This window comes from Streptomyces sp. SM18, from assembly GCF_002910775.2.
GTDB lineage: Bacteria > Actinomycetota > Actinomycetes > Streptomycetales > Streptomycetaceae > Streptomyces > Streptomyces halstedii.
This window is the reverse complement of record NZ_CP029342.1, coordinates 615,418-633,812: the sequence shown is the minus strand read 5'-3', so window position 1 is coordinate 633,812 and position 18,395 is coordinate 615,418. Positions and strand designations below refer to the sequence as shown.

Here is an 18,395-nt window from a genome sequence, read left to right as displayed (position 1 = left end):
CCGGACGGGATGCTGGCCTGCGCGCAGGTCAGGCCACGGCGGGCTGCTGGACCTGCTCGGCCTGCTGGGCGGTGGCGAGGTCGAGACGGCTGGGGTGCGTTGAGCACGGGGCGATGCCACGGGCACCGCCGTCGGGGCCGATCCTCCGCCGGCGGCACGGTTCGCCCGGCTGGGCCAGGCACCACGCGCACCGGACACTCAGGGCGTCTGGCAGACCCTGCGCGACGGCTGCCTCTCGTGCCGCTCGGGAGGGCCGGTAAGGCGCGAGGGCAGCTCGGGCGGCGGGCGGTATGCAGGAGCCGATCTCCCGGAGCCTCGCCTCCAGCTTCCGGTTGACCGCGTGGCGACCGGTAGTGATCGCCCGGGCCTGGGCGGGCTGCTCGGTGCCGGCTGCGACGGCGCGTCGGGTGCCGATCAGTTCGGCGGTCCAGGCGGCTTGGTCGTCCGGGTCGACGGACGGCGTGGGGTCGGAGTGCCGGGCCAGCCGGCTGCGCCGGTAGCTTTCCCAGGGACGGACGATGTCCGCGGGCAGGATCTGGTACGGCGAGGTGCGGATGTGCTGACGCGCGGCGATGCGGGCGTCCCAGCCGTGCCGGGTGATCATCGGCACGTCGTCGTTGTCGTCGCCGAGCAGCTCGTGCCACTGGTCGAGCTGGTCGCGTGCTTCGCCTTGGTCGGTGCGGATGGTGCGGGGGTCGAGTCGGCCGATGTAGGCCAGCAGGGCGGCGGTTTCGCGGCGTTCCATGGTCAGCCCTCCGTTCCGGTCGGCTCGTCGAGGGCGGCGAGAAGGGCGGCGGTGTGTGCCTCGGCCCGCGTCATCCCGCCCGGCGCGGCGCTGGCCTTGCTGCCGGCCATGGCGTGGAGGTTCGGGCGGCCAGGGGCGTGCTCTCGGGCGATCCAGGACCGCCAGTCGGCGGCCCAGGCGTCTGCCGATCTCGGCTTGTAGCCGGTTCGGTGGGCACGCCATTTCGCGTCGGCGACTTGGAGGCCCTGCTCGCCGAGGCGGTCGAGGTGTCCCTGCTGGCGGGTCCAGGTGTGGGTGGCGGGGTCGACCTGCCACTCGGCAGCCGAGGTGACGGCAGCACCACTACTGCTGTACCTCCGGTTCAAATCAGGTTCACTACGGTTCTGTGTGCCGGTAGCCGGTACATCGCTGTGCCGGTAGCCGGTACGACGGGGTGCCGGTTTCCGTCGCGACCTGCCGGTTTCCGGTACTGCCGGATTCCGGACCCTCGCGGGGGAATCCGGCACCTCACGCAGACGGATTCCGTACCGCCGGAGGGCGGAGAGGCGGAGCTTCGCCGGCGCGGCGGGCTCGTCGGACACCACCGCTTCGCCGCCGTCCTCCTGCTGCTCTCGCCGTGCCTGTATTGCGGCCTCGGCCGCGAGGGGCAGGCGGTAGACGGTGCTGCGCTGCGGGCCGACGAGATCGTCGAGCTGTTCCAGCTCGTCGGCGAGGATCAGGCGCTCGATGGCATCGCGCACCGTGGAGACCGAGGCGCGGGTGCGTTTGGCCAAGCTGGACAGCGAGGCCCAGGAGATACACTGGTCGTCGGCCACTCGGTCGGCGATCGACAGCAGGACCAGGCGCGCGGCCCCCCGGCTTGAGCTGTGTTCCCAGACCCACTCGCGGGCTTCGCTGCTCATCGGCCACTCCTGGAGATGGAGCGGTGCCGGTGGCTTGCCGGGGCTGTCGAGGTGTCGTCCGGCTCGGAGCGCGGAGGCGTCGAGGCGGATATGGCTGCCGCGCATGCCAAGCGGAAGGGCCTTTTGCGCAGGGCGGAGCGCATGTAAGAATCTCCTCTGGTATTGCCACGCTGAGACGCCCCGTGGAAGGGATCAGCGTGGTGATGGTGGCGATCTCCGCCCTTGCAGGGGCGGTACAGCCGTTAGGCGTCCGGCGTCCGGGAGTTGCAGCTCTCGGACGCCGTCGCTGTGTTCAGGACCTATGAGGACCGGAGTTTGTGCACGTCAACGCTCCTGTGCTCGTCTGTGCAGGGGGTCTGCCCTGCGGGGGACGACGAACATACGCGCGGCTCCGCGTCAAGGTCCATAGATGGTTCTTAAACCCTGTAGAAGTTGCCAGGCTGCTGGAGCGAGGCAATGGATCATGACGAACTCTCCGAGGCAGGGGCCATCGACACGGAGCACACGGCGGAGTGCAGCGTGATCACAAACGGATGATCGAACTCCGGTTCCGGGTCGCAGGAGTCCGTGCGACGAGAACCTACTTCATGTAGATTGTTGTTGCAAGGGCCCGATGAAGCCGCCCCTCTACCCCGCTACCTGCACCTTTGGAGCAATCGATGCCTCCGCGCCGATTCGACGGCCGACGCCTCAGAGCCAGGCGGCGGGCAGTCGACATGCACCAAAAAGTGCTTGGTCGGGAGGCCGGCGTGGGGTCACACGAGCCTGTAGCCCGCTGGGAGAGTGGCAAGTCGATCCCGCCTGCCGAGAAGCTGCCGGCTATCGCACGGGCGCTGGGCGTAGACATCGACACCCTGTTCCCGCGAAATGGAGATCCCGACCTGGTCGATCTCCGATGTGATGCGGGGTATTCCCAGAGCCATGCGGCCGAGGTGACCGAAGCCGTCAGTCGATTCCGTCTGGGGGCGGCAGAGCGCGGCGTACGGAAGCTCGATGAGACGTCGCTCCCCGCGCTGGCTGCGCTCTACGGAGTGACGGTCGAGGAGCTGAAGGCGGCCCAACGCAGATCGTTCGGCGAGATCGCAGCTGCGCAAGAGCCAGCTGAACCCTCCAGCCCGCAGCTGGCCGACACGCTCTCCGGGCTCATGCAAGGTGCATTCCCTGAACGCCGCCCCACGGCTGCGGAACTGGCCGCCGCAGTCAACTCGAAGGTCAGTGCGGAGGTTCTCAAGGCCGAGCAGGTGGACGCACTCCTCAGCGGCGCCCGTGCACAGGACATCTTCGACGACGGTGCCCGGACCGTCGCCTTCGAGGCGCTCGGCCTGTACTTCGATGTCTCGCCCATGGTCTTCCACGACGGACAGTCGGCGCAGCAGCGCGTACTGGAAGACATCCGCTTCCTGGCGGCGCAGCACGACGTGGCGCTCGCTGCGCGAGGCGGCGAGAGAGGCGTATCCCCGGCATTCCTGGCCGTTCTCAACAAGCTGCTCGACGAGGATGAGTCGCGTTGACCGATGCCCTTCGAGTCCCTCGTGGGCCTGGCTAACGGGCGGCGTGGTCGTTGAAGCGGTGTTCTTCGGGGCTCAGTCCAGGGCGGATAGGGACTTGAGCTGCTCGTTCGAGATGGTTGAATAGGCGGACTGTACGCGAGCGAGCCAGTGCGCCTCAGCGTGGCTGTCCGAGAGAGGTTTGTCCCGAAGACCTCTTACCGGGCGCTGGAAGCGAGTGCCCGAACGTGCGTTGTGCAAGGCGGCCTTGATCCAGTACGCCTCTGCTGCCGGCTCTGGGTCCGAGTGCTCAGCAGCCATGTCCTCTGCTCTGTGCAGAAGGGTGGGGGTTGCGTGATGCTGCAGTTGCTCGACCGCGTCCGCTATTTCCTGTGTCCACCGATCGAGCCTGAGATCGAGCGACGGGGAGGTCCGAGTCTGCTCCCGCAGGCGGGATGCCGACGGTTGAAACGGGATGTCAGGGAAGGCGTCCATCAGGTCACGCCGCAGCGGGTACAGCCTCTGTAGGGCGCGCCAGGTCATCCAGCGCGCTGAGAGGGCTTTCGCGGAAGGGATGCTCGCTCCCGCGGCCCAGAGGAGGGCGATCGTGAGATTGCTGCTGTCGGTGACGACTCGCATGGTCGGAGCGCCGGCGCTCGTCGGCGCCCAGACGGTGGCTATCCGGAACAGCGAGTAGACCGTGTACAGGGTTGTGGCGAGGGCCATCAGCGCGAGTCCTGAGCGTAGAAGCCGAGTTTCCGCACGGCGAGCGGCGCGAGCCCATTGGAAGGCGCAGGTTGCCGTGGCAGAGGCCAGGTATACGTACAGGATGCTGATGAAGGTGGCGGCGCCCCACTGTCCCGCGTGGTCGGTGGCGAACTCGACGCTCGCCCGGCTCCGGTCTACCGCGGTGAAGAAGAGCACGACCATTGTGACGACCGCGCTGAGTGCGCAGGCGTGCGCGATGCGGTTGATGCGTCGCGAGGTCCTCACGTATCGGGGTGTGGCTGCACCTGCCGGCTTGCCGTAGATCGCCGTGATGTACCGCAGCACAGCGAGGATGGCCACAATCGAGGTGAGGTACTTCACCAGCACATACAGGTCAGTGATCGGTGCGTCCAAGGCGCGCTTTACGGCAGGAACGCGGCACCACAGAGCGGCGGCGAAGCCAGCGCTGCACGCCCAGAGGGCTCGTCTTTCCGGCTCGTCGTAGCGAAGCGCCGGCAGCCGCCACAGGGCCATCACCGTCATGACCGTCGCTCCGATGTAGGTGAAGATATCGAGCATCGGTGCCGACCTCAGGCGGTGCGGGCGTGGCGCGGCGCCGCCACGGGATGGGAGAGGCTGGATTCCAAGAGGCTCATCGGGTCCTGCCCGACCTCTGCGCGCCGCTGGAGCTTGAGCTTGATGAGGCTGGCTGACAGCTCCGCCTCCCTCTCCTCGGCTGTGCCGTAGCGGGACCGGGCTTGGATCACCACATCCGGCCCTAGATCGGCGACGATCTGCTCCCAGACGGCAGCAGGGATGCTGCGAAGAACCTCTTGGGGGGAGAGGCTGGAGCGGTGGTCGAGCCACTCATGGGCGAGCTCGTGAAAAATCGTGTGCTCAGTTTGATGGGGGGTCGGGCGTCGCCGAAAAAGTATGTACGTGGCGTTTCGTCCTCGAACCCGCAGGCCACATGCAGTGCGACGATCAGATTCCGCGTCGTCCACCTCCACAAGGCGGATCCTGCGGCCGGTGGCAGCCTCCATGTTTGCCACCAGGGGACCCACGCCGAAGGCATCACTTGGGAGGGGCAAGTCACGGAGCTTCGCTTCGCAGTGCCGTCGCAACTTGCGCATCTCGCTGCCCGAGAACAGCGCGCGCGACGAAACCATTACAGCCCCTTCCTGGGTGGCCTTTCGCCACGCAGTCCGGCGCGAGGGGCACCTTGCTGCGAGCGAGAGGCGAGTCATCGGGAAGACGGGCCTCCCCGTGCGATGACCTTAAGCGGGCTGCTAGGCGTCCGTTTGTCGGGTGCATGCCTCGACATAGATTTACCCGGACATGGCGAGGGATCACTGCGTGCGCCTAACTCTGATTGGTAGCGGGGGATTTAGGTCACCGCGTGCCCCGCGGTGATCTCGCCTACGGGGGGAGATCGCCAGGTCCGAGTTGCTTTCATGTGGCGTGAATCACAGAGTTTCAGAACTCGGGGAGCGCCGTGACCGAATGGTCTGGTTGGTGAGTTTCGTTCCTGAGCTTCATGGATTCAGGACCTGCGACTCCCTATAGGCTCACACTGAAGGCTTACTCAGGTCGTAATCGTAAGGTGCCCTCTATCTCTACGGTTTGAGCGGTGCCGCAGTTACGAGTAAACGAAGCTCCTTGGCTGCTAATGAACCTGACAGTGCATCACCGAGCTAAGGAGCGGCCGGCCGGAGTGTGATGCCGGGTATCGACCCGCACATGCATTCAAACGCGCCTCGGAGCCCATTGGTTGACCTGCCGTCACCTCCCGAACAAATGCGACGGCCCCCGGGCTGCTGCTCAGTAGTTGATGCCCAGACCTGGCAAAAATAGCTGACCAAGTTCCGGACCCAGGCCGCCCGCGTCCAAGACCTCGTTCACGCTGAGATCCGACAAGCCGAGATTGATAGGGCGTCCAGCACTGCGGTGCCGCAGCTCGCCGACGACGAGCGCGGCCAACGCCGAGGCGCCCTCAACCCCGAGAGGAAAGCTCGCCTCCCACCACCGGGCCACTGGGATCCAGGAGTGCCAGCCGCGACTCAGCATGCCACTCTCGTACTCGGCGTGACCTGGGCTCCCTTGGTCCGGCGAGTCGGTTGTGTCGAGGAGGGCCATCAGCTCGTCGTCTGGGCTGCACAAGACGCCGAGGGTGCGGTCTCCATCGGCGTGATTGACGAAGTTGAACCCCACCCCGGCCGCGCCGAGCTGGGCCGGCAGCTGATCTGACAGGGCCGCCAGTAGCGATCTCACGGATTGCTCCAGCAGCGGCCAGTCGGATGCGGGAGGGGTCTGCGCAGCCGAAATTTCGGCTGCGCCCGATTCGGTGCGGTTCAGCTGCCACAGGTAAGGGAGATCATCGTATGTCGCTACCTGGTGGGGGGATGTGCCCACTCCCTGGCGGAAGATCGTGACCTCTCGGCGGTCAAGTTCGTCGCTTATGTGGATGGAGAGTTGCAGCCCGCCCGAACCTTGATCCAAAACGAGAGTTCCGTTCGCAGACTTCCAGCGGACGCTGGGGCCTCTGCCGCTGCCCCCGTATTGGGTGGCAGGGCCCAGTCGATCTTCGATGGCGTTCAGTGCTGCCCGAACCCGACTGGCGCGATTCTCGGCCGACAACGGGGTGCTGGACGGCTCTTCCAGCAGGATCGGGGCCTTCTCGTAGTCAGCCGCCGCCGGCTGCTGATACAGCTTCTCAGCTATTTCCCCTATGGGGGTTCGGTGCACTCTCTCCATGTTCATATAATGTACGGGATGATCACCGGGTGGCATTATGTGTAGCGGCACCGCGCTCGGACGGATGGCCTCCCCGCCCTGCTTAACCCGCAAAAGAGTGATCGTCTTGCCCAGGCCCCTGGATGTACGGCATCCCGATGTCGCGAGCTTTTCGCTGCATTCGGCAGCGCCGGGCCGCTGACGCTGTGACCGGGAAGGCCCGTCCGCGTCCCAGGCTTCGCGATGATTGCTTTCGGGGTACCGGTTCGGTGATCTTGGTGTCGGTCAGGTAGACGTGGCGCACTCGGCGCTTAGGGAAGGGCGTCATGCCGCGCCCCACTCGTGAGCCCGACCGCCCCGCCACTCCACCCAGGCCGGGTTATCGAGCAGCATGTCCGGGTCCTGGAGCCCGGCATCGGCGAGGAAGACCACCAAATCGTGGTCCGAGTGTGCAAGGCCGAGGATTTGCCCGCGCGCGGTCACCCGCCGCCCGCCCGTGGGTGACGGCCGGTGCACGACGATCGGCGGGTGCTGCTCCATCTCCCCAGCGTGCACCGGGCTCGCAGTCACAGCACCCCGAGCTCCGTGTCCGGCCGACATTGCTGACACGCCCGCCCGGTGTCCTCGCCGAGCAGGCGCAGCGCCTCACCACGGGGGATGGGTGCGGTGCGCTTCCCGGCCATGCGACACCCGCCTTGGTGTACGGCCACGATCGGTCTGCCCACACCGATGCCCTGCTCGACGAGCCAGTCCGGCGGCGGGGGCGGTGGCTGGCGGGCGGCGATCTCGGCCAAGCGCTGCTGTTCCTCGATGATCCATTGGCGGGTGCGTGCGAGGTCCCGCTCCTGGATGCGTTCCAGGAAGCGGAGCAGGTCGAGGCGCGAGGTATCTTCGGACACGTGTTCGAGTTTACGGGGTGGTGGCGCGGCTGTTGGAGTCGAAGGCGCGCGTTGACCTCTGACAGGTGACCTTGACCGATTGACAGGTGATCTTGACGGACGGGGGGTTTCTGCCACGCGATCTTGACCGGTGGCAGGGCCGCTCGGCGCTGTGAAACCGCGAACCGCCCTGTCGGCGCGAACGCCTAGGCTTCGCAGGCACGGAATCGACCGGACGGGATTCAAGATGGCACTGACCTTGGACGAAGCCGCGGGGCAGCTCGGCCATCGGCTTTCACCCAAGCGGCGTTCCGCTGCCCTGCGCCTGCGGCGGCTTGCCGATCCCGCCGCGGGCCCGTCGCTGCTGGAGGCACTCCGGCGGGAGGTCAGCGACATCCGCACGTGGGAGACCCAGTACCAGCTGGTCATGGCCCTTGGGGCGTGCGGCCACCGGCCCGCCCTCGGACTGATCCGGGAACTCGCCCAGCGGCCCTTCGAGGCGACCATGGTGTACACGGCGCTCGGCGACACCGTCGTCCGGTTGAGCACACCGGACGAAGCGGCCCGCTCCCTGCGCTGGTGCCTGGAGGCCGGCACCCCGATGCTCGCAGACGGCGCCCTGCGCGCCGTCGCCATGCAGCGACTCGTCCTGGACGCGGCCACGATCGACCACGTCCTCGACTTCCTCGATCCTCTGGACGCCCACGACGGCCTCCGCTTCTGGGCCGCTGCCGCCGCGGCAGGATGGCCGGGCCCCCGCGTCACGGAGTTCCTCCGGGGATGCGCAGCCGGTCCCCGCGCTGACGTGGCCGACGCGGCGGCTTCCTCCCTGCAGGGGAAGTACCGGACCTACTCGCCCTTGTAGAGAACCGCCAGGGAGACAAACCGGCGGTCACACTCACCTGTCAATCGGGCAAGATCACCTGTCAGAGGACACGCGTGCCGTAGACGGGTGACGTCGAAGGGCGTGCCCCGCAAAGGGGATCGGAGAGGTCGACGCAGATTATTACCTCGAACGCTCGACGTAGCAGCGCTGGGCCGACCTGGGAGTCCATGGCGCGCTCTCCCACCAGGAGCGGATGGGGGCGGCTCCCCTGCCCTTGGCAAGAGATCCGTCCAGGTGGCGGTCGGGCAGGCCCAAGAGCTGCTGCTCGATCGGGGCGAGGGCAGGGTCCTTCCGGAGGTCGGTCGCGGGGTCGTCGACGGGGTGGAGCCAGCGGTATCCGTACTGGAGCATCAGAGCGATGCGGGGCAGACCGGAGAGGTTGATCCCTCCGGTGTGCCAGGTCCGGTTCTCGAAGAGGACCGCGTCGGTGCCGGTGATGTCGGGGGTGATGGCGCCGGGCGGGTCGATGGCGCCGGCGGGGACGACGGGCTCTTCGGTGAGGCGGTGGCTGCCGGGAAGGAACATGGTCAGGCCGCAGTCAGGGGTGATGGGGGTGAGGTAGTGGGCGGCCTTGATTGCCATCCGGGGGGTGCTCGGGAAGCCGAGGTCCGCGGTGACGCCGTACATGTCGCGGTGCCAGCCGTGGCGCTCGGGGATGCGGATGGTGCGGGGCGGGCCGCTGGGCAGGGCGATGAGGTGGGCGGACAGCAGGTGGATGTTCGGACTGAGGAGCTGGACAACAGTGGGCAGGACGTTCGGGTTGGCGAGGAGCGGGAGGAAGGCGGGGTCCAGGTTGAGGCATCCGCGGAATCCGCGCTTGCCGTCCCCTCCTTGGTCACGGCCCTGGGTGATGTCGCTGGTCAGCAGCTTCTCGGCTGCGGTCAGGAGCCGGTCGCGTAGATCCGGGGTAATCGCATTGCGGATGATCGCGTACCCGTCGCGCTCGAAGGCGTCGGTGGTGTCGGCGTCCGGGGCGACAGGCGGGAGCGGGGTGCTCATACCGGTATCTCCTTCAGGGTGTCGGCGAGGGTGGTGGAGAGCTGCCACAGGCCGGCGTCGTCGAGGCCACAGAGTCGGCGGAGGTGTTCCTGGGAGACGGGACGGCCGGGGTCGCGGTAGCCGAGGACGGTGAGCCGGGGGCCGGGGTGGCGGCGGCCGAGGAGAACGTGGATGTCGGCGGAGTGCCCGCTGGTGGCCAGGACGATCGGCGCTCGGGTGCCGAAATGCAGGGCGAACGCGTCCGGGGCGAGGGCCAGGGGGCGGGTGCCGTCTTCGGCTAGGGCCGTGAGGTCGTGGACATGGACGTACCGAAGGCGCAGGCCGGGGCGGTCGGCGCGCAGTCGCCGGGCGAGGGTGGTCAGGGCCTCGGCGGGCAGGTCGCCGGCGGAGGCGAGGATCAGGTCGGGCTCGCCGCCGCCGGGGTGGGTCAGGTGAGGCCAGATCGCGATCCCGTGCCGCAATTCCTCTTCGACGGTCTCCAGCGGGTGCTGGACGGCAGTGTGCTTGCCGGCGACGACGATCGTGCACCGGTCGAGCTTGCGCAGGGCGAAGGTGAGGCTGGCGGCGGTACGCGCGGGGTCGGCGGGGGTGAGGACGTGGAGCGTGGGGTCGCCGCTGGCCAGAAGTGCCGTGGTGAGGCTGGGGTTCTGGTGGGTGAGGGTGTTGTGCCAGCCCAGGCTGGTCAGGAAGTAGACCAGGCTGGGCAGCGGGGCGAGCCCGGCGTGCTGGCGCACCGCCCGGTGCTTGAGCTGCTGCTGGATGAGGCTGAGGGTGATTGGCGCGAACGCCTCGTAGGTGGCGACGAGCGCGTGCCGGCCGGTCTCCGTGTAGCCCTGGGCCCAGGCGTGGCACAGCTCCTCGTTGAGGACTTCCACCGCCCACGGCGCCGGGCGTCCGTGTTCGTCGGTGAGGTCGAGGCGGTTGGAGGCCAGCTCGTCGGGGCTGAACAAGCGGAACGCTCCCTGCTCGGCGCGGGCTCGCAGTACCTCGGGGACTACCTGCGCGAACGGGCGCCCGGCGGCCTGGGCGGCGACCTGGGTGGAGGCGGCGACGCACCCGCGCGGCGCCGGGACGCCGGCGGGTTCGGGCCGGGGTAGGGGGAGCGCGGGCAGCAGGTGCGGCCGGGGCCGACCGCTGGGGGTCAGGAGCTGGGCGGGCTGGTAGGAGGCCAGCCAGTCGGCGAGCGCGTCGAACTCGGCGGGCACTTCGGCCGGGTCGCGCAGCGGCGTCTTGTGGACCGCCTGGGTACCGGCGAGGTGGGCGGGGGCGCCGTGGCCCTTGACCAGGGTGAGCACAAGGACGCTGGAGGGCCCTGGAATGCCCAGGGGCTGGGCAGCGCCGAGGGCTTCGGTCACTGCCTGGCGGAGCTGGCCGATGTCGAGGCCGTCGCTGTAGACGGGCCGGTGGCCGAGGCCGGTGAAATAGGCGGTGAGTTCGGTGCGGCTCAGGGTGGACAGTAGACTCGGCCCGCCCATGCGCATCCTGTTGAGCAGGACGACGGGAAGGACGGTGCCGTGGTCGCCCGTACCGTGCAGGGCGCGGGTGGCGAGCCAGGAGGCGGCGGTCGTTCCGGTCTCGCACTCTCCGTCGCCGATCAGGACCACCGACAGCCGGTGGGCGGCGTCGAGGACGGTGCCCTGCCCGATCGCGAGGGCGGGCCCGAGCTGACCTCCGGTGTGCAGGTGGCCGGGGATCATCGGGGTGATCTCCCCACCGATGTCGGCCCGGGGGAAGGCCGCGACGAGTTCGCCTAGCCCGGCCTCGCCTTGGGACAGATCGGGATGGACGCGGCCGAGCCGGCCGGTGAGGTAGGCGTGGGCGAGGGCGGAGGGACCGGCGTGACCGGCGCCGTGCAGGACGTGCAGCTCGTAGCCATCGGGGACGGCCGCCTGGAGCGGGCCCAGGGTGGCGAGCATCCGGTTGACGGGTGGGCACACCCCCCAGTGGCCGGCCGGTCGCGGTTTGATGTCGGCCGGGGCCAGGGGCCGGGCTAGGAGCGGGTTGTCGCGTAGGTAGAGCTGGGCGAGACAGAGGTAGTCGAGGGCGTCGGCGACGGCGGCCACTGACACGTCGGGCACCAGGCGGTTCGAACGGCGGGCGAGGTCAGCCCACATGTGATCCTCCGGCCGGAGTGAGGGCGGCTTCGACAGCGCGGGCGTGGACGGTGCCTTCCCGCTCCAGGCGGGCTGCGGTGCCCGCGGGGCAGTCGACGATGGTCATGTGCCGGCCGTGCGGGCAGATCCCGCCGTCGACGACCGCAGCGATCCCGGCCCCGGTGACCCGGTCGAAGGCCGTGACCTGGGCGGCGCTGAGCGCCGGGTGGTCCGTCTCGCCGGCGGCGGGAGTGGAGATGCTGCACACGGCGGCGGCCAGTGGTTCGCCGACCAGGGCGACGAGGCGGCCCAGGTACCCGTCCGGACATCCGACGAGTGCCGGGGACCCGGTCACCGCGATGGTCTCGATGCCCGGCTTCCACGGAAGGCGCAGCGCGAGGTCTCCCGGCCACAGACCGTCGACCAGCAGGCAGGCGTCATTGCTCAGGTCGAACAGGGCCTCGGCTGTGGCCGGGGAGTCGAGCAGGAGCAGCAGCGGCTTGGTGCTCGGGCGCTGCTTGGCGCGGGAGATCGCGTTCGTGGCGGCGGGGTCGGCGGCGCGGGCACACAGCATGTACCAGCGCGAGGTGGGTACGGCAACCATCTGCCCGGCGGCCAGGAGCCGGGCAGCGTCGGGGAGCTGGTCGAGCATGAGGACGTCCACGGCGCTCTCCCTTTCTCACGCGGTGCCGGGGCGGGTGAGGTCGGCGAGCGCCGGGTACTCCAGCCACGGGTCCGACAGGGCACGCAGGGCAAGGTCGGTGTGCTGGGCGTGGTGGACGCGGAAGTACGCCATCACCCTCGGGGTGCTGCTGGTGTTGATGCCGACCCGGTGCGGGACGAGGTGGTGCATGACGACCACGTCGCCGGGCTCGGCCGTGAAGGCGGTGCCGTCCTGGGCGTCGATGTCGTCGGGGGTCTGGGCCGGCTGACCCAGAGCCCAGTCCGTGGCGAAAAACCGGGCCATCTGGTGGTGCCCGCCGGGCACGTAGTGCAGAGCGCCCGCGTCCGCAGTGGCGCTGCCGTCCAGGACGACGCCGACGATGAAGGTGAACGTGCGCAGGTCGCGGGGTTCCAGGTGGGGGCAGGAGACGCCATCGACGTGCATCCGCTTCACCGGCTGCTGCGCGCCGTGCGGAAGCCGGATCTGGATCTGCGCCCGCGTGACCGGGGCGGTCCTCGCAGGCCGCAGAAGATCTCCGGCCAGCTCCGCCAGGCCGCTGTGCTGGTAGACGGCGAGGAGGCCGGGGTGCTCCTCCAGCTCGGGGGCGAAGCTGCGTTCGGTGTAGGCGGTGAGCCGCGCGGGGTCGTACGCCTCGGCTAACCAGTCGCTGACGAGGTCACGGGCCCGGGACAGGACTTCGCCGTGGACCAGGCCACGGCGTATGAGGACGCCGTCGTCGAGGAACCGGCGCCGCTCGTAGTCGCTCCACGTCTGAGGTCGGGGCATGGTGGTTCTCCTTCCGGAGGGACGGGACAGCCGGGGCGGGGAGTGGGCCGCCCCGGCGTAGAGGGAGGAGCGGGTTAGCCGCGCTGGCCGAGGACGACCTGGAAGGAGGCGTGCTCGATCAGCCCGCCTGCGGCGGTGTGCTTGTCGAGCAGAGCTCGGGCACGGCGCTCGAAGTCCTCGACTCGCTCGCCGAACAGCGGCCGGGCGGCGAAGGAAGTCGAGTACAGGTAGCCGATCACGGTGTCGGTGGTCCACTCTCGCTCGACGGCGATGGTGTGCTCCTCGACCTGGCCGAAGGCGGACTCGGCGAGGATCTCGCTGTATGGCCGGTCGTGCGCCTCGTACTTCTTGCCCACTCCGGCTCGACGCTTCTCGCCCAGGTACTCCTGGATCAGGTCCCGCAGGGCGTCGGTCCACTCGGTGCGTGCGGTCCACAGGCTGCCGTCGCCCATGACCGCGACGGTCGCGTCCGGCGCGGTCATGCCCTCCAGACGCGACAACACCACCTCCTGGTCCATCCAGTGGAACGCGCGGCAGACCGTGACGAGATCGGCCCGGGTGGAGGAGCGCGGGGTGAACTGCTCGGCCGAGGCGTTGTGCAGGCGGACGGTGACCGGCAGCCCGGCGAGCGCCTTGTCTGCCTCGGCGAGCATGCCGGCGTCCTGCTCGACGACGTCGATCTCTGTCACCGTCCCGGCCAGGGCGAGGGGGACCTGTCCGGTGCCGGACCCGAGGTCGAGCAGGACCGGGTGCCCCTTGCCGGCCACCCGCCGCGCGAGCAGCTCGACGGCATCCTTCGGGATGCCGGGCCGGTAGGCGGCGTAGAACGGGGCGGTGGTGTCGAACTGGCTCACGGGGTGGTGCTCCTGATCGTGTGGGGTGACGGAAGGACGGTTTGCTCGATGTGCCCGACCGCGCGGGCGAGGTCGGGCACGACCGTGACCCGCCCGGGGTGCTCGGCCAGCAGCCGGAGGGCTTCGGCCGACGGCGGGCGCGGGGTGATCCACAGAGCTTGGGCTCCGGCGGCGAGGGCGCCGCGCACGTCGTAGTCGAGGCTGTCGCCTACGTGCAGCACCTCCGCGGGATCACGGTCGTGCAGCGAGGCAACAGTCTGCACAGCGCGTGGGTCGGGCTTGGTGAACCCGAGCTGCCACGAGGGGTGGTGGGCCCGGAGGTGGGGGGCGAGAAGGGCGGCGACGTCGGTCTCCCGCTCGTCCCAGTGGCTCACGTTCGACAGGGTGACCACTGGCACGATGCGGGCGATTCGTGCCACCGCCACCACCGCGCCGGGCCACAGAGTGAAGTGAGGGGGGTGGTGGTCGTGGGGGAAGGCAGACGGCGCGAGACCCAGAGCGGCGCACACCGTCTGCGGCCCCGCCGCATCACGGCGCGGGTCCAGGGCGTGCAGGATCCGCTGGGCGACCTGCTTCGCCTCACGGGCCGGGAGCGGGGACAGCTCCACCAGGCGCTGCGTCAGCGTTGTCCCTGACGGCTCGCCCAGGGTGTATCCGACATCGAGGCTCACCAGCCGCACCCCACTTGCGTTCACGACAGACCCGCCAGAGCCGCGATGATCAGGCCGATCCGCTCGGTGCGCACTGGCCCGGAACCAGCTTCGCTAAGGAAGGTCAGCAGGTGGCGGGCTTCGGCCGGCGACCAGCTGCTGGTGTCGACCCCGGCCTTGGCAGCGGCCTGGGCGAGGTCGTCGGGGATCGCTGGCGGGCGGGTGCCGTGCGGGATCAGCAAGGTACCGCCCCACTCCTCGCCGTCCTGCGACTGGGGCAGGACGGAGACGAGGGGTGCCAGGACGGTGACGTCGTCGAATGTAAGGATCCGGACAGGGAGGTCGGGCAGGCGCACCGGCTGGTCGAGGCGAAGAGTTGTCGACAGGAAAGTGTCGTGTCCGCTCAGCCGCTCGTCCACGACGAGCAGGACGGTTCCTTCGCGCCGCTCCAGTCGTCCGCGGACCATTAACGCACCTGTGTGCCTCGGCATTACCGGCGCACCTCCATCCCGAGACCGGGCCGGTCGGGTAGGGCCACATACCCGCTCTCCGGCCGGAGCGTGCCGCGCAGCGTGCGCTGCCGGCGTGGCTCCCACACCACCTGGTACTCCACCGCGCCCGCCGCGTGAGGGAAGGCTGCGGCCAGGTGCACGGCGGGAAGGAACGCCCGCCCGTGCAGATGGACGGGCACCCCGGCATCGTGAGCGACACCCAGCCAGTCCCGCGCTTCGGTGATGCCGCCGCACCACACCGCGTCGAACGTGAACGCCTCCGGACGGCATCGCCTCAGCAGGACTGCGGCCTCCTCCAGGCAGGACAGCCGCTCGCCCATCGCGACCGGTAGACCTTTCGTTTGCCTGCGCAGAAGCGTGTAAGCGGCCAGATCGGTCCGCGGGAGTGGGTCCTCCACCCAGCGCACGGCTTCCGGGGTGAGCCGCCGTGCAACTTCCCTGGATCGGGTGGAGCCCCACGTGCCCAGGGCGTCGACCGCCACGCTCTGCCCCGCCCACTGCGCAGCCCGTTCGGCCAGCAGTGCCAGTTCGCCGGCTTCTGCCTCGCGCAGCGCCCATTTGGTGAAGGCGAACCCCTGGCCAGCGGTGGTCTTGACCGACTCGACGGCCGAAGCCGCGGTCAGGTCCAGGGAGAGCCAGGAGGCGTAGACCGGCACCTGTCCTGCGGGACGGTCGCTGAGCAGGGCCGCGACCGGGAGGCTGGCGAGGTGCCCGTGCAGGTCCCATACCGCGCAGTCCAGCGCCCCGACCGCCCAGCGTCCGAGCCCCGCCGCGTGCGGACCGAGTTCGCCCAGGAGTTTGCGCAGCAGACCGTTGTGGTCTACCACCGGGTGGTGCAGAGCGCTCTGCCCGAGCCGGGTGGCTACCAAGGCGGCGGGCAACTCGTCGACCGGAGCGAACACTCCGGCCACCCCGCCGGACTCGACCGCCACCGCGAACTGGCTGTCGCCGGTCTCCCACGGGCCCGCCACCTTCTCGTCGAGGCGCTCGACTCTCACCCGGTCGATGACCGGGTCAGCGAAGCCCATCGACGAGGTCCTCTCCCGCGTAGGTGAAGTACCACAGCGGCCGGTAGCACTCCCAGCCCACCGGCCGCAGCCCGGTCGGCGCCATGGCCCGCTCGATCGCCGTGCGCGCCTGCAGGTAGTACTCCAGGCTCTCCGCGCCTGGCGTCCGCATCCCCTGCATGATCAGGTTGTGTGCCTGGAAGACCTGGATGTTCGGGAACGCGGTGACCTCGTCGACCAGCTCGCTCACACCGCGGGTAAGGTCTTCCATCGGGTCGAGGCCGACGATGTACGTGTACGAGGTGTCCAGCCCCGCTTTACGCGCCCGTGCCAGCAGGTCCGGCATCTGCTCCGGCTGCAGGTCGGCCTTGGTGGCCTTCATGAGGGCCTCGCGCCGGGTGAAGTGCTCGGCCGTCAGCCGGAGCACGAACGGCGACACCTGCGACGCGATGATCTCGAACGCCTCGTTGCTGCGCAGCACGGAGGTGAGGAAGCCGATCCGGGCCGTGACGCCGGCACGCTCCAGGGCGGGGCGCAGGGCGGTCAGGTGCGTGACGGCGGCGCCCTCGCGCTCGAAGCAGCCGGTGGAGACGGTGACTTCTTCCAACTCGGCCAGTTTGCGACGTGGGTGCTGCTCCCCAAGGGCCAGTAGGAGGTCATCGAGCCCCTGGTCCTCCTGCATTCTCGGATCGGCGGCGGCTTCCAGGGTGTTCGGGCACCAGCCGCACCCGACGCACCGGCTTCGGGCGTTGGGGTTGAGGGTCGCAGCCCGGCCGTCGTTGCGGAAGTACCCGCCGACGGCCTCGTCGGCGTCGATGCGCTCGACGTGCGCGACTACCGAGCCGTTCAGCGACAGCTCGTCGCCGCGGAGCCGGAACGGGCTGGCCGGCTGGTTCAGCGGGACGATGATCTGCCAGGCAGTGTCGCGGCGTCGTACGAGCCGGAGGTTGACCCGGGCCCGGTGCCGGTCGTGGTCGGAGGTGATTCCGTACAGGTTGACGGCGATTAATAGCACGTCCTCGACGGGGACTCCGTGGCGCAGGGCAGCTTGCTCCAGATCGCGCAGTCGGGCGGCGCCGACTGCGCCGTCCGAGAGCATGGACCGGCGCGTGGAGAGATGCGGCATGAAGAACTCCAGCTTGAAGTTGAGCGGTGTGTGACTACCGGGGGTGCGGCACCGATGTCGTGTCGCAGGAGGGCACCGGGCGCGCGGCTGTCGTGTCAGCGGCGCCTGCTGGCAGGGGCGAAGGCGGTGAAGTGCGCCAGCGGGTGGTCGATGGGCAGGTCGGGACGCCAGGCCGTGAGGATCTGGGCGCTGCACACGAACAGTCCGTCGGGGAGGTGTTCGAGCGGATACCACGCCCAGTCGCCGACGTTCTCGTCCGGCTGTGTGACCGGCTGCCCCTGCCAGGCGTGGACGAGCGCGCCGACGGTGACCCGCAGGATGCCTTCGACCTGATCGACGAGCGTGCCAAGCAGTTCCACGTCGCCGGTGCGAGCGACCAGACCGGTTTCCTCGGCAAGTTCTCGGACGACCGCGTCCTCGAAGGATTCACCAAGGGCCTCCACGCTCCCGCCGGGCAGTTCGAGGGTGCCCCGGTGGTGTCGGCCCAGCAGGGTGCCCTGCTCGCTGAGCAGGATGGCTCCGACGCCGACTGCCGCGTGGGCGGCCGGGGCTTGGGTGCTGCGGGGTCGGCTGGAGGCTCGCGCCGGCCGGTCGGGAAGGCGTCGGGCACGGATGAGCTGCTGGATGACCGAGGCGCTCTCGTCGGGGTGCGGGAACAGTTCGATGGCCTCGACGCGGAAGCCGTACTCGGTGAGCAGGTCCTCCCACAGTTGCGGTGCCAGGACCCACATTTGCGTCGGCAGGGGCGGGTCGTCGCGCAGCAGGATCACCTGGTCGCGGGGCGCGACCTCGGTGGACGGACCGCAGCCGTGCAGGTCGGTGTGCAGGAGCGAAAGGATCAGTGGGGCGCCGGGAAGCAGGCCGTCGCGCAGTGCCGGCAGCGAGCGGTGTGGGTCGATGAAGGCCAGGGTTCCGATCGCGTACGCGGCGTCGAACGGCTCGGTTCTGGCCAGGTACTCGGTCACGTCGGCTTGGACGAACTCTGCGCCGTCCACGCCCGCGTGGGCGCCGACGGCGCGTTCGTACTGCGTCGCGGACAACTCGATGCCAGTGACACGCGCTCCGTGTGCCTGGGCGAGGTGGACGGCGTGGTGGCCAGCCCCGGAGCCGATGTCCAGGACACGGCGGCCGGTGACGTCACCGAGGACCTCGGCTCCCGGTCCAATACCTTCCCAGGACGTCCAGCTGAGCCGGTCGGGTACGGGAGGAGTGTAGGCGCGGGCGAGTTGGCGCTGGCCATAGATCTGCCAAGCCCGGGTGTTGGTGTCCTCGGCGTGCACGGTTGCCTCCTGGGTGGCGAGTGGCGAGTGGCGAGTGGCGAATGGCAGGGATCAGGGGGGCTTGATCAGGTAGGTGGGCTCCTTC

The 18,395-nt window shown here is 69.4% G+C and carries 19 protein-coding genes; 2 read left to right on the top strand and 17 right to left on the bottom strand.

All coding sequences use genetic code 11. The features are described 5' to 3' along the window. Positions 1-28 precede the first annotated feature (28 nt). Together B9S64_RS02680 and B9S64_RS02675 are read right to left on the bottom strand one after the other, a co-directional pair. Positions 29-745 (bottom strand): hypothetical protein, encoded by a 717-nt coding sequence (locus B9S64_RS02680; protein WP_103493615.1) that lies wholly within the window; start codon positions 743-745, stop codon positions 29-31. Between the two features lie 2 nt (positions 746-747). Next, on the bottom strand, positions 748-1,647 hold the full coding sequence (locus tag B9S64_RS02675) for a helix-turn-helix domain-containing protein (protein ID WP_030817343.1): 900 nt from the start codon (positions 1,645-1,647) through the stop codon (positions 748-750). Positions 1,648-2,306: 659 nt separating this feature from the next. Between B9S64_RS02675 and B9S64_RS02670 the strand changes: the two genes are divergently transcribed. Next, a complete protein-coding gene (locus B9S64_RS02670; protein WP_103493614.1) occupies positions 2,307-3,158 on the top strand; it encodes a helix-turn-helix transcriptional regulator in 852 nt (283 codons plus the stop codon). A 72-nt stretch (positions 3,159-3,230) separates the two neighbouring features. On the opposite strand, the gene B9S64_RS02665 is transcribed toward B9S64_RS02670, so the two are convergent. From B9S64_RS02665 to B9S64_RS02645, 5 genes are all read right to left on the bottom strand, one after another. Continuing rightward, positions 3,231-4,421, bottom strand: a complete 1,191-nt coding sequence (locus B9S64_RS02665) for an MAB_1171c family putative transporter (RefSeq protein ID WP_103493613.1) — start codon at positions 4,419-4,421, stop codon at positions 3,231-3,233. Positions 4,422-4,432: 11 nt separating this feature from the next. Next, positions 4,433-5,011 carry a hypothetical protein gene (locus tag B9S64_RS02660; protein WP_258038049.1) on the bottom strand — a complete coding sequence of 193 codons (579 nt, stop codon included), beginning with the start codon at positions 5,009-5,011 and terminating at the stop codon, positions 4,433-4,435. A gap of 652 nt (positions 5,012-5,663) precedes the next feature. Continuing rightward, positions 5,664-6,596 (bottom strand): hypothetical protein, encoded by a 933-nt coding sequence (locus B9S64_RS02655; RefSeq protein WP_146060185.1) that lies wholly within the window; start codon positions 6,594-6,596, stop codon positions 5,664-5,666. A 303-nt stretch (positions 6,597-6,899) separates the two neighbouring features. Continuing rightward, positions 6,900-7,115: a hypothetical protein gene (locus B9S64_RS02650; RefSeq protein WP_030817325.1), complete on the bottom strand. Its 216-nt coding sequence runs from the start codon at positions 7,113-7,115 to the stop codon at positions 6,900-6,902. A 26-nt stretch (positions 7,116-7,141) separates the two neighbouring features. Further along, positions 7,142-7,474 carry a DUF6233 domain-containing protein gene (locus tag B9S64_RS02645; protein WP_030817323.1) on the bottom strand — a complete coding sequence of 111 codons (333 nt, stop codon included), beginning with the start codon at positions 7,472-7,474 and terminating at the stop codon, positions 7,142-7,144. A 226-nt stretch (positions 7,475-7,700) separates the two neighbouring features. On the opposite strand from B9S64_RS02645, the gene B9S64_RS02640 reads away from it, so the two are divergent. Beyond that, a complete protein-coding gene (locus B9S64_RS02640; RefSeq protein ID WP_103493611.1) occupies positions 7,701-8,318 on the top strand; it encodes a HEAT repeat domain-containing protein in 618 nt (205 codons plus the stop codon). Between the two features lie 141 nt (positions 8,319-8,459). Here the strand turns inward: B9S64_RS02640 and B9S64_RS02635 are convergent, their stop codons facing one another. From B9S64_RS02635 to B9S64_RS02590, 10 genes are all read right to left on the bottom strand, one after another. Beyond that, a complete protein-coding gene (locus B9S64_RS02635; RefSeq protein WP_051730041.1) occupies positions 8,460-9,338 on the bottom strand; it encodes a phytanoyl-CoA dioxygenase family protein in 879 nt (292 codons plus the stop codon). Beyond that, the gene (locus tag B9S64_RS02630) at positions 9,335-11,452 is read right to left on the bottom strand and encodes a phosphoketolase (RefSeq protein ID WP_103493610.1); all 2,118 of its coding nucleotides are present in this window, start codon (positions 11,450-11,452) and stop codon (positions 9,335-9,337) included. Before B9S64_RS02630 ends, B9S64_RS02635 begins: the two co-directional genes overlap by 4 nt. After that, complete coding sequence (locus B9S64_RS02625) at positions 11,442-12,095, bottom strand: L-threonylcarbamoyladenylate synthase (protein WP_030817314.1); 654 nt, start codon at positions 12,093-12,095, stop codon at positions 11,442-11,444. Before B9S64_RS02625 ends, B9S64_RS02630 begins: the two co-directional genes overlap by 11 nt. A gap of 15 nt (positions 12,096-12,110) precedes the next feature. Beyond that, positions 12,111-12,881 carry a phytanoyl-CoA dioxygenase family protein gene (locus B9S64_RS02620; RefSeq protein WP_103493609.1) on the bottom strand — a complete coding sequence of 257 codons (771 nt, stop codon included), beginning with the start codon at positions 12,879-12,881 and terminating at the stop codon, positions 12,111-12,113. Positions 12,882-12,955: 74 nt separating this feature from the next. Then, positions 12,956-13,735, bottom strand: coding sequence for a class I SAM-dependent methyltransferase (locus B9S64_RS02615; protein WP_030817308.1), 780 nt, complete (start codon positions 13,733-13,735; stop codon positions 12,956-12,958). After that, positions 13,732-14,406 (bottom strand): HAD family hydrolase, encoded by a 675-nt coding sequence (locus tag B9S64_RS02610; RefSeq protein ID WP_258038048.1) that lies wholly within the window; start codon positions 14,404-14,406, stop codon positions 13,732-13,734. The genes B9S64_RS02615 and B9S64_RS02610 overlap by 4 nt, the downstream gene beginning before the upstream one ends. Before the next feature lie 20 nt (positions 14,407-14,426). Beyond that, positions 14,427-14,852, bottom strand: coding sequence for a hypothetical protein (locus B9S64_RS02605; protein ID WP_258038047.1), 426 nt, complete (start codon positions 14,850-14,852; stop codon positions 14,427-14,429). Positions 14,853-14,875: 23 nt separating this feature from the next. Then, entirely contained in the window at positions 14,876-15,925 is a 1,050-nt protein-coding gene (locus B9S64_RS02600) for an enolase C-terminal domain-like protein (protein WP_103493608.1), read from the bottom strand. After that, the gene (locus tag B9S64_RS02595; protein ID WP_258038046.1) at positions 15,912-17,030 is read right to left on the bottom strand and encodes a hypothetical protein; all 1,119 of its coding nucleotides are present in this window, start codon (positions 17,028-17,030) and stop codon (positions 15,912-15,914) included. The genes B9S64_RS02600 and B9S64_RS02595 overlap by 14 nt, the downstream gene beginning before the upstream one ends. Positions 17,031-17,125: 95 nt before the next feature. Beyond that, the gene (locus B9S64_RS02590; protein ID WP_103493607.1) at positions 17,126-18,310 is read right to left on the bottom strand and encodes a bifunctional class I SAM-dependent methyltransferase/NUDIX hydrolase; all 1,185 of its coding nucleotides are present in this window, start codon (positions 18,308-18,310) and stop codon (positions 17,126-17,128) included. Positions 18,311-18,395: the final 85 nt, after the last annotated feature.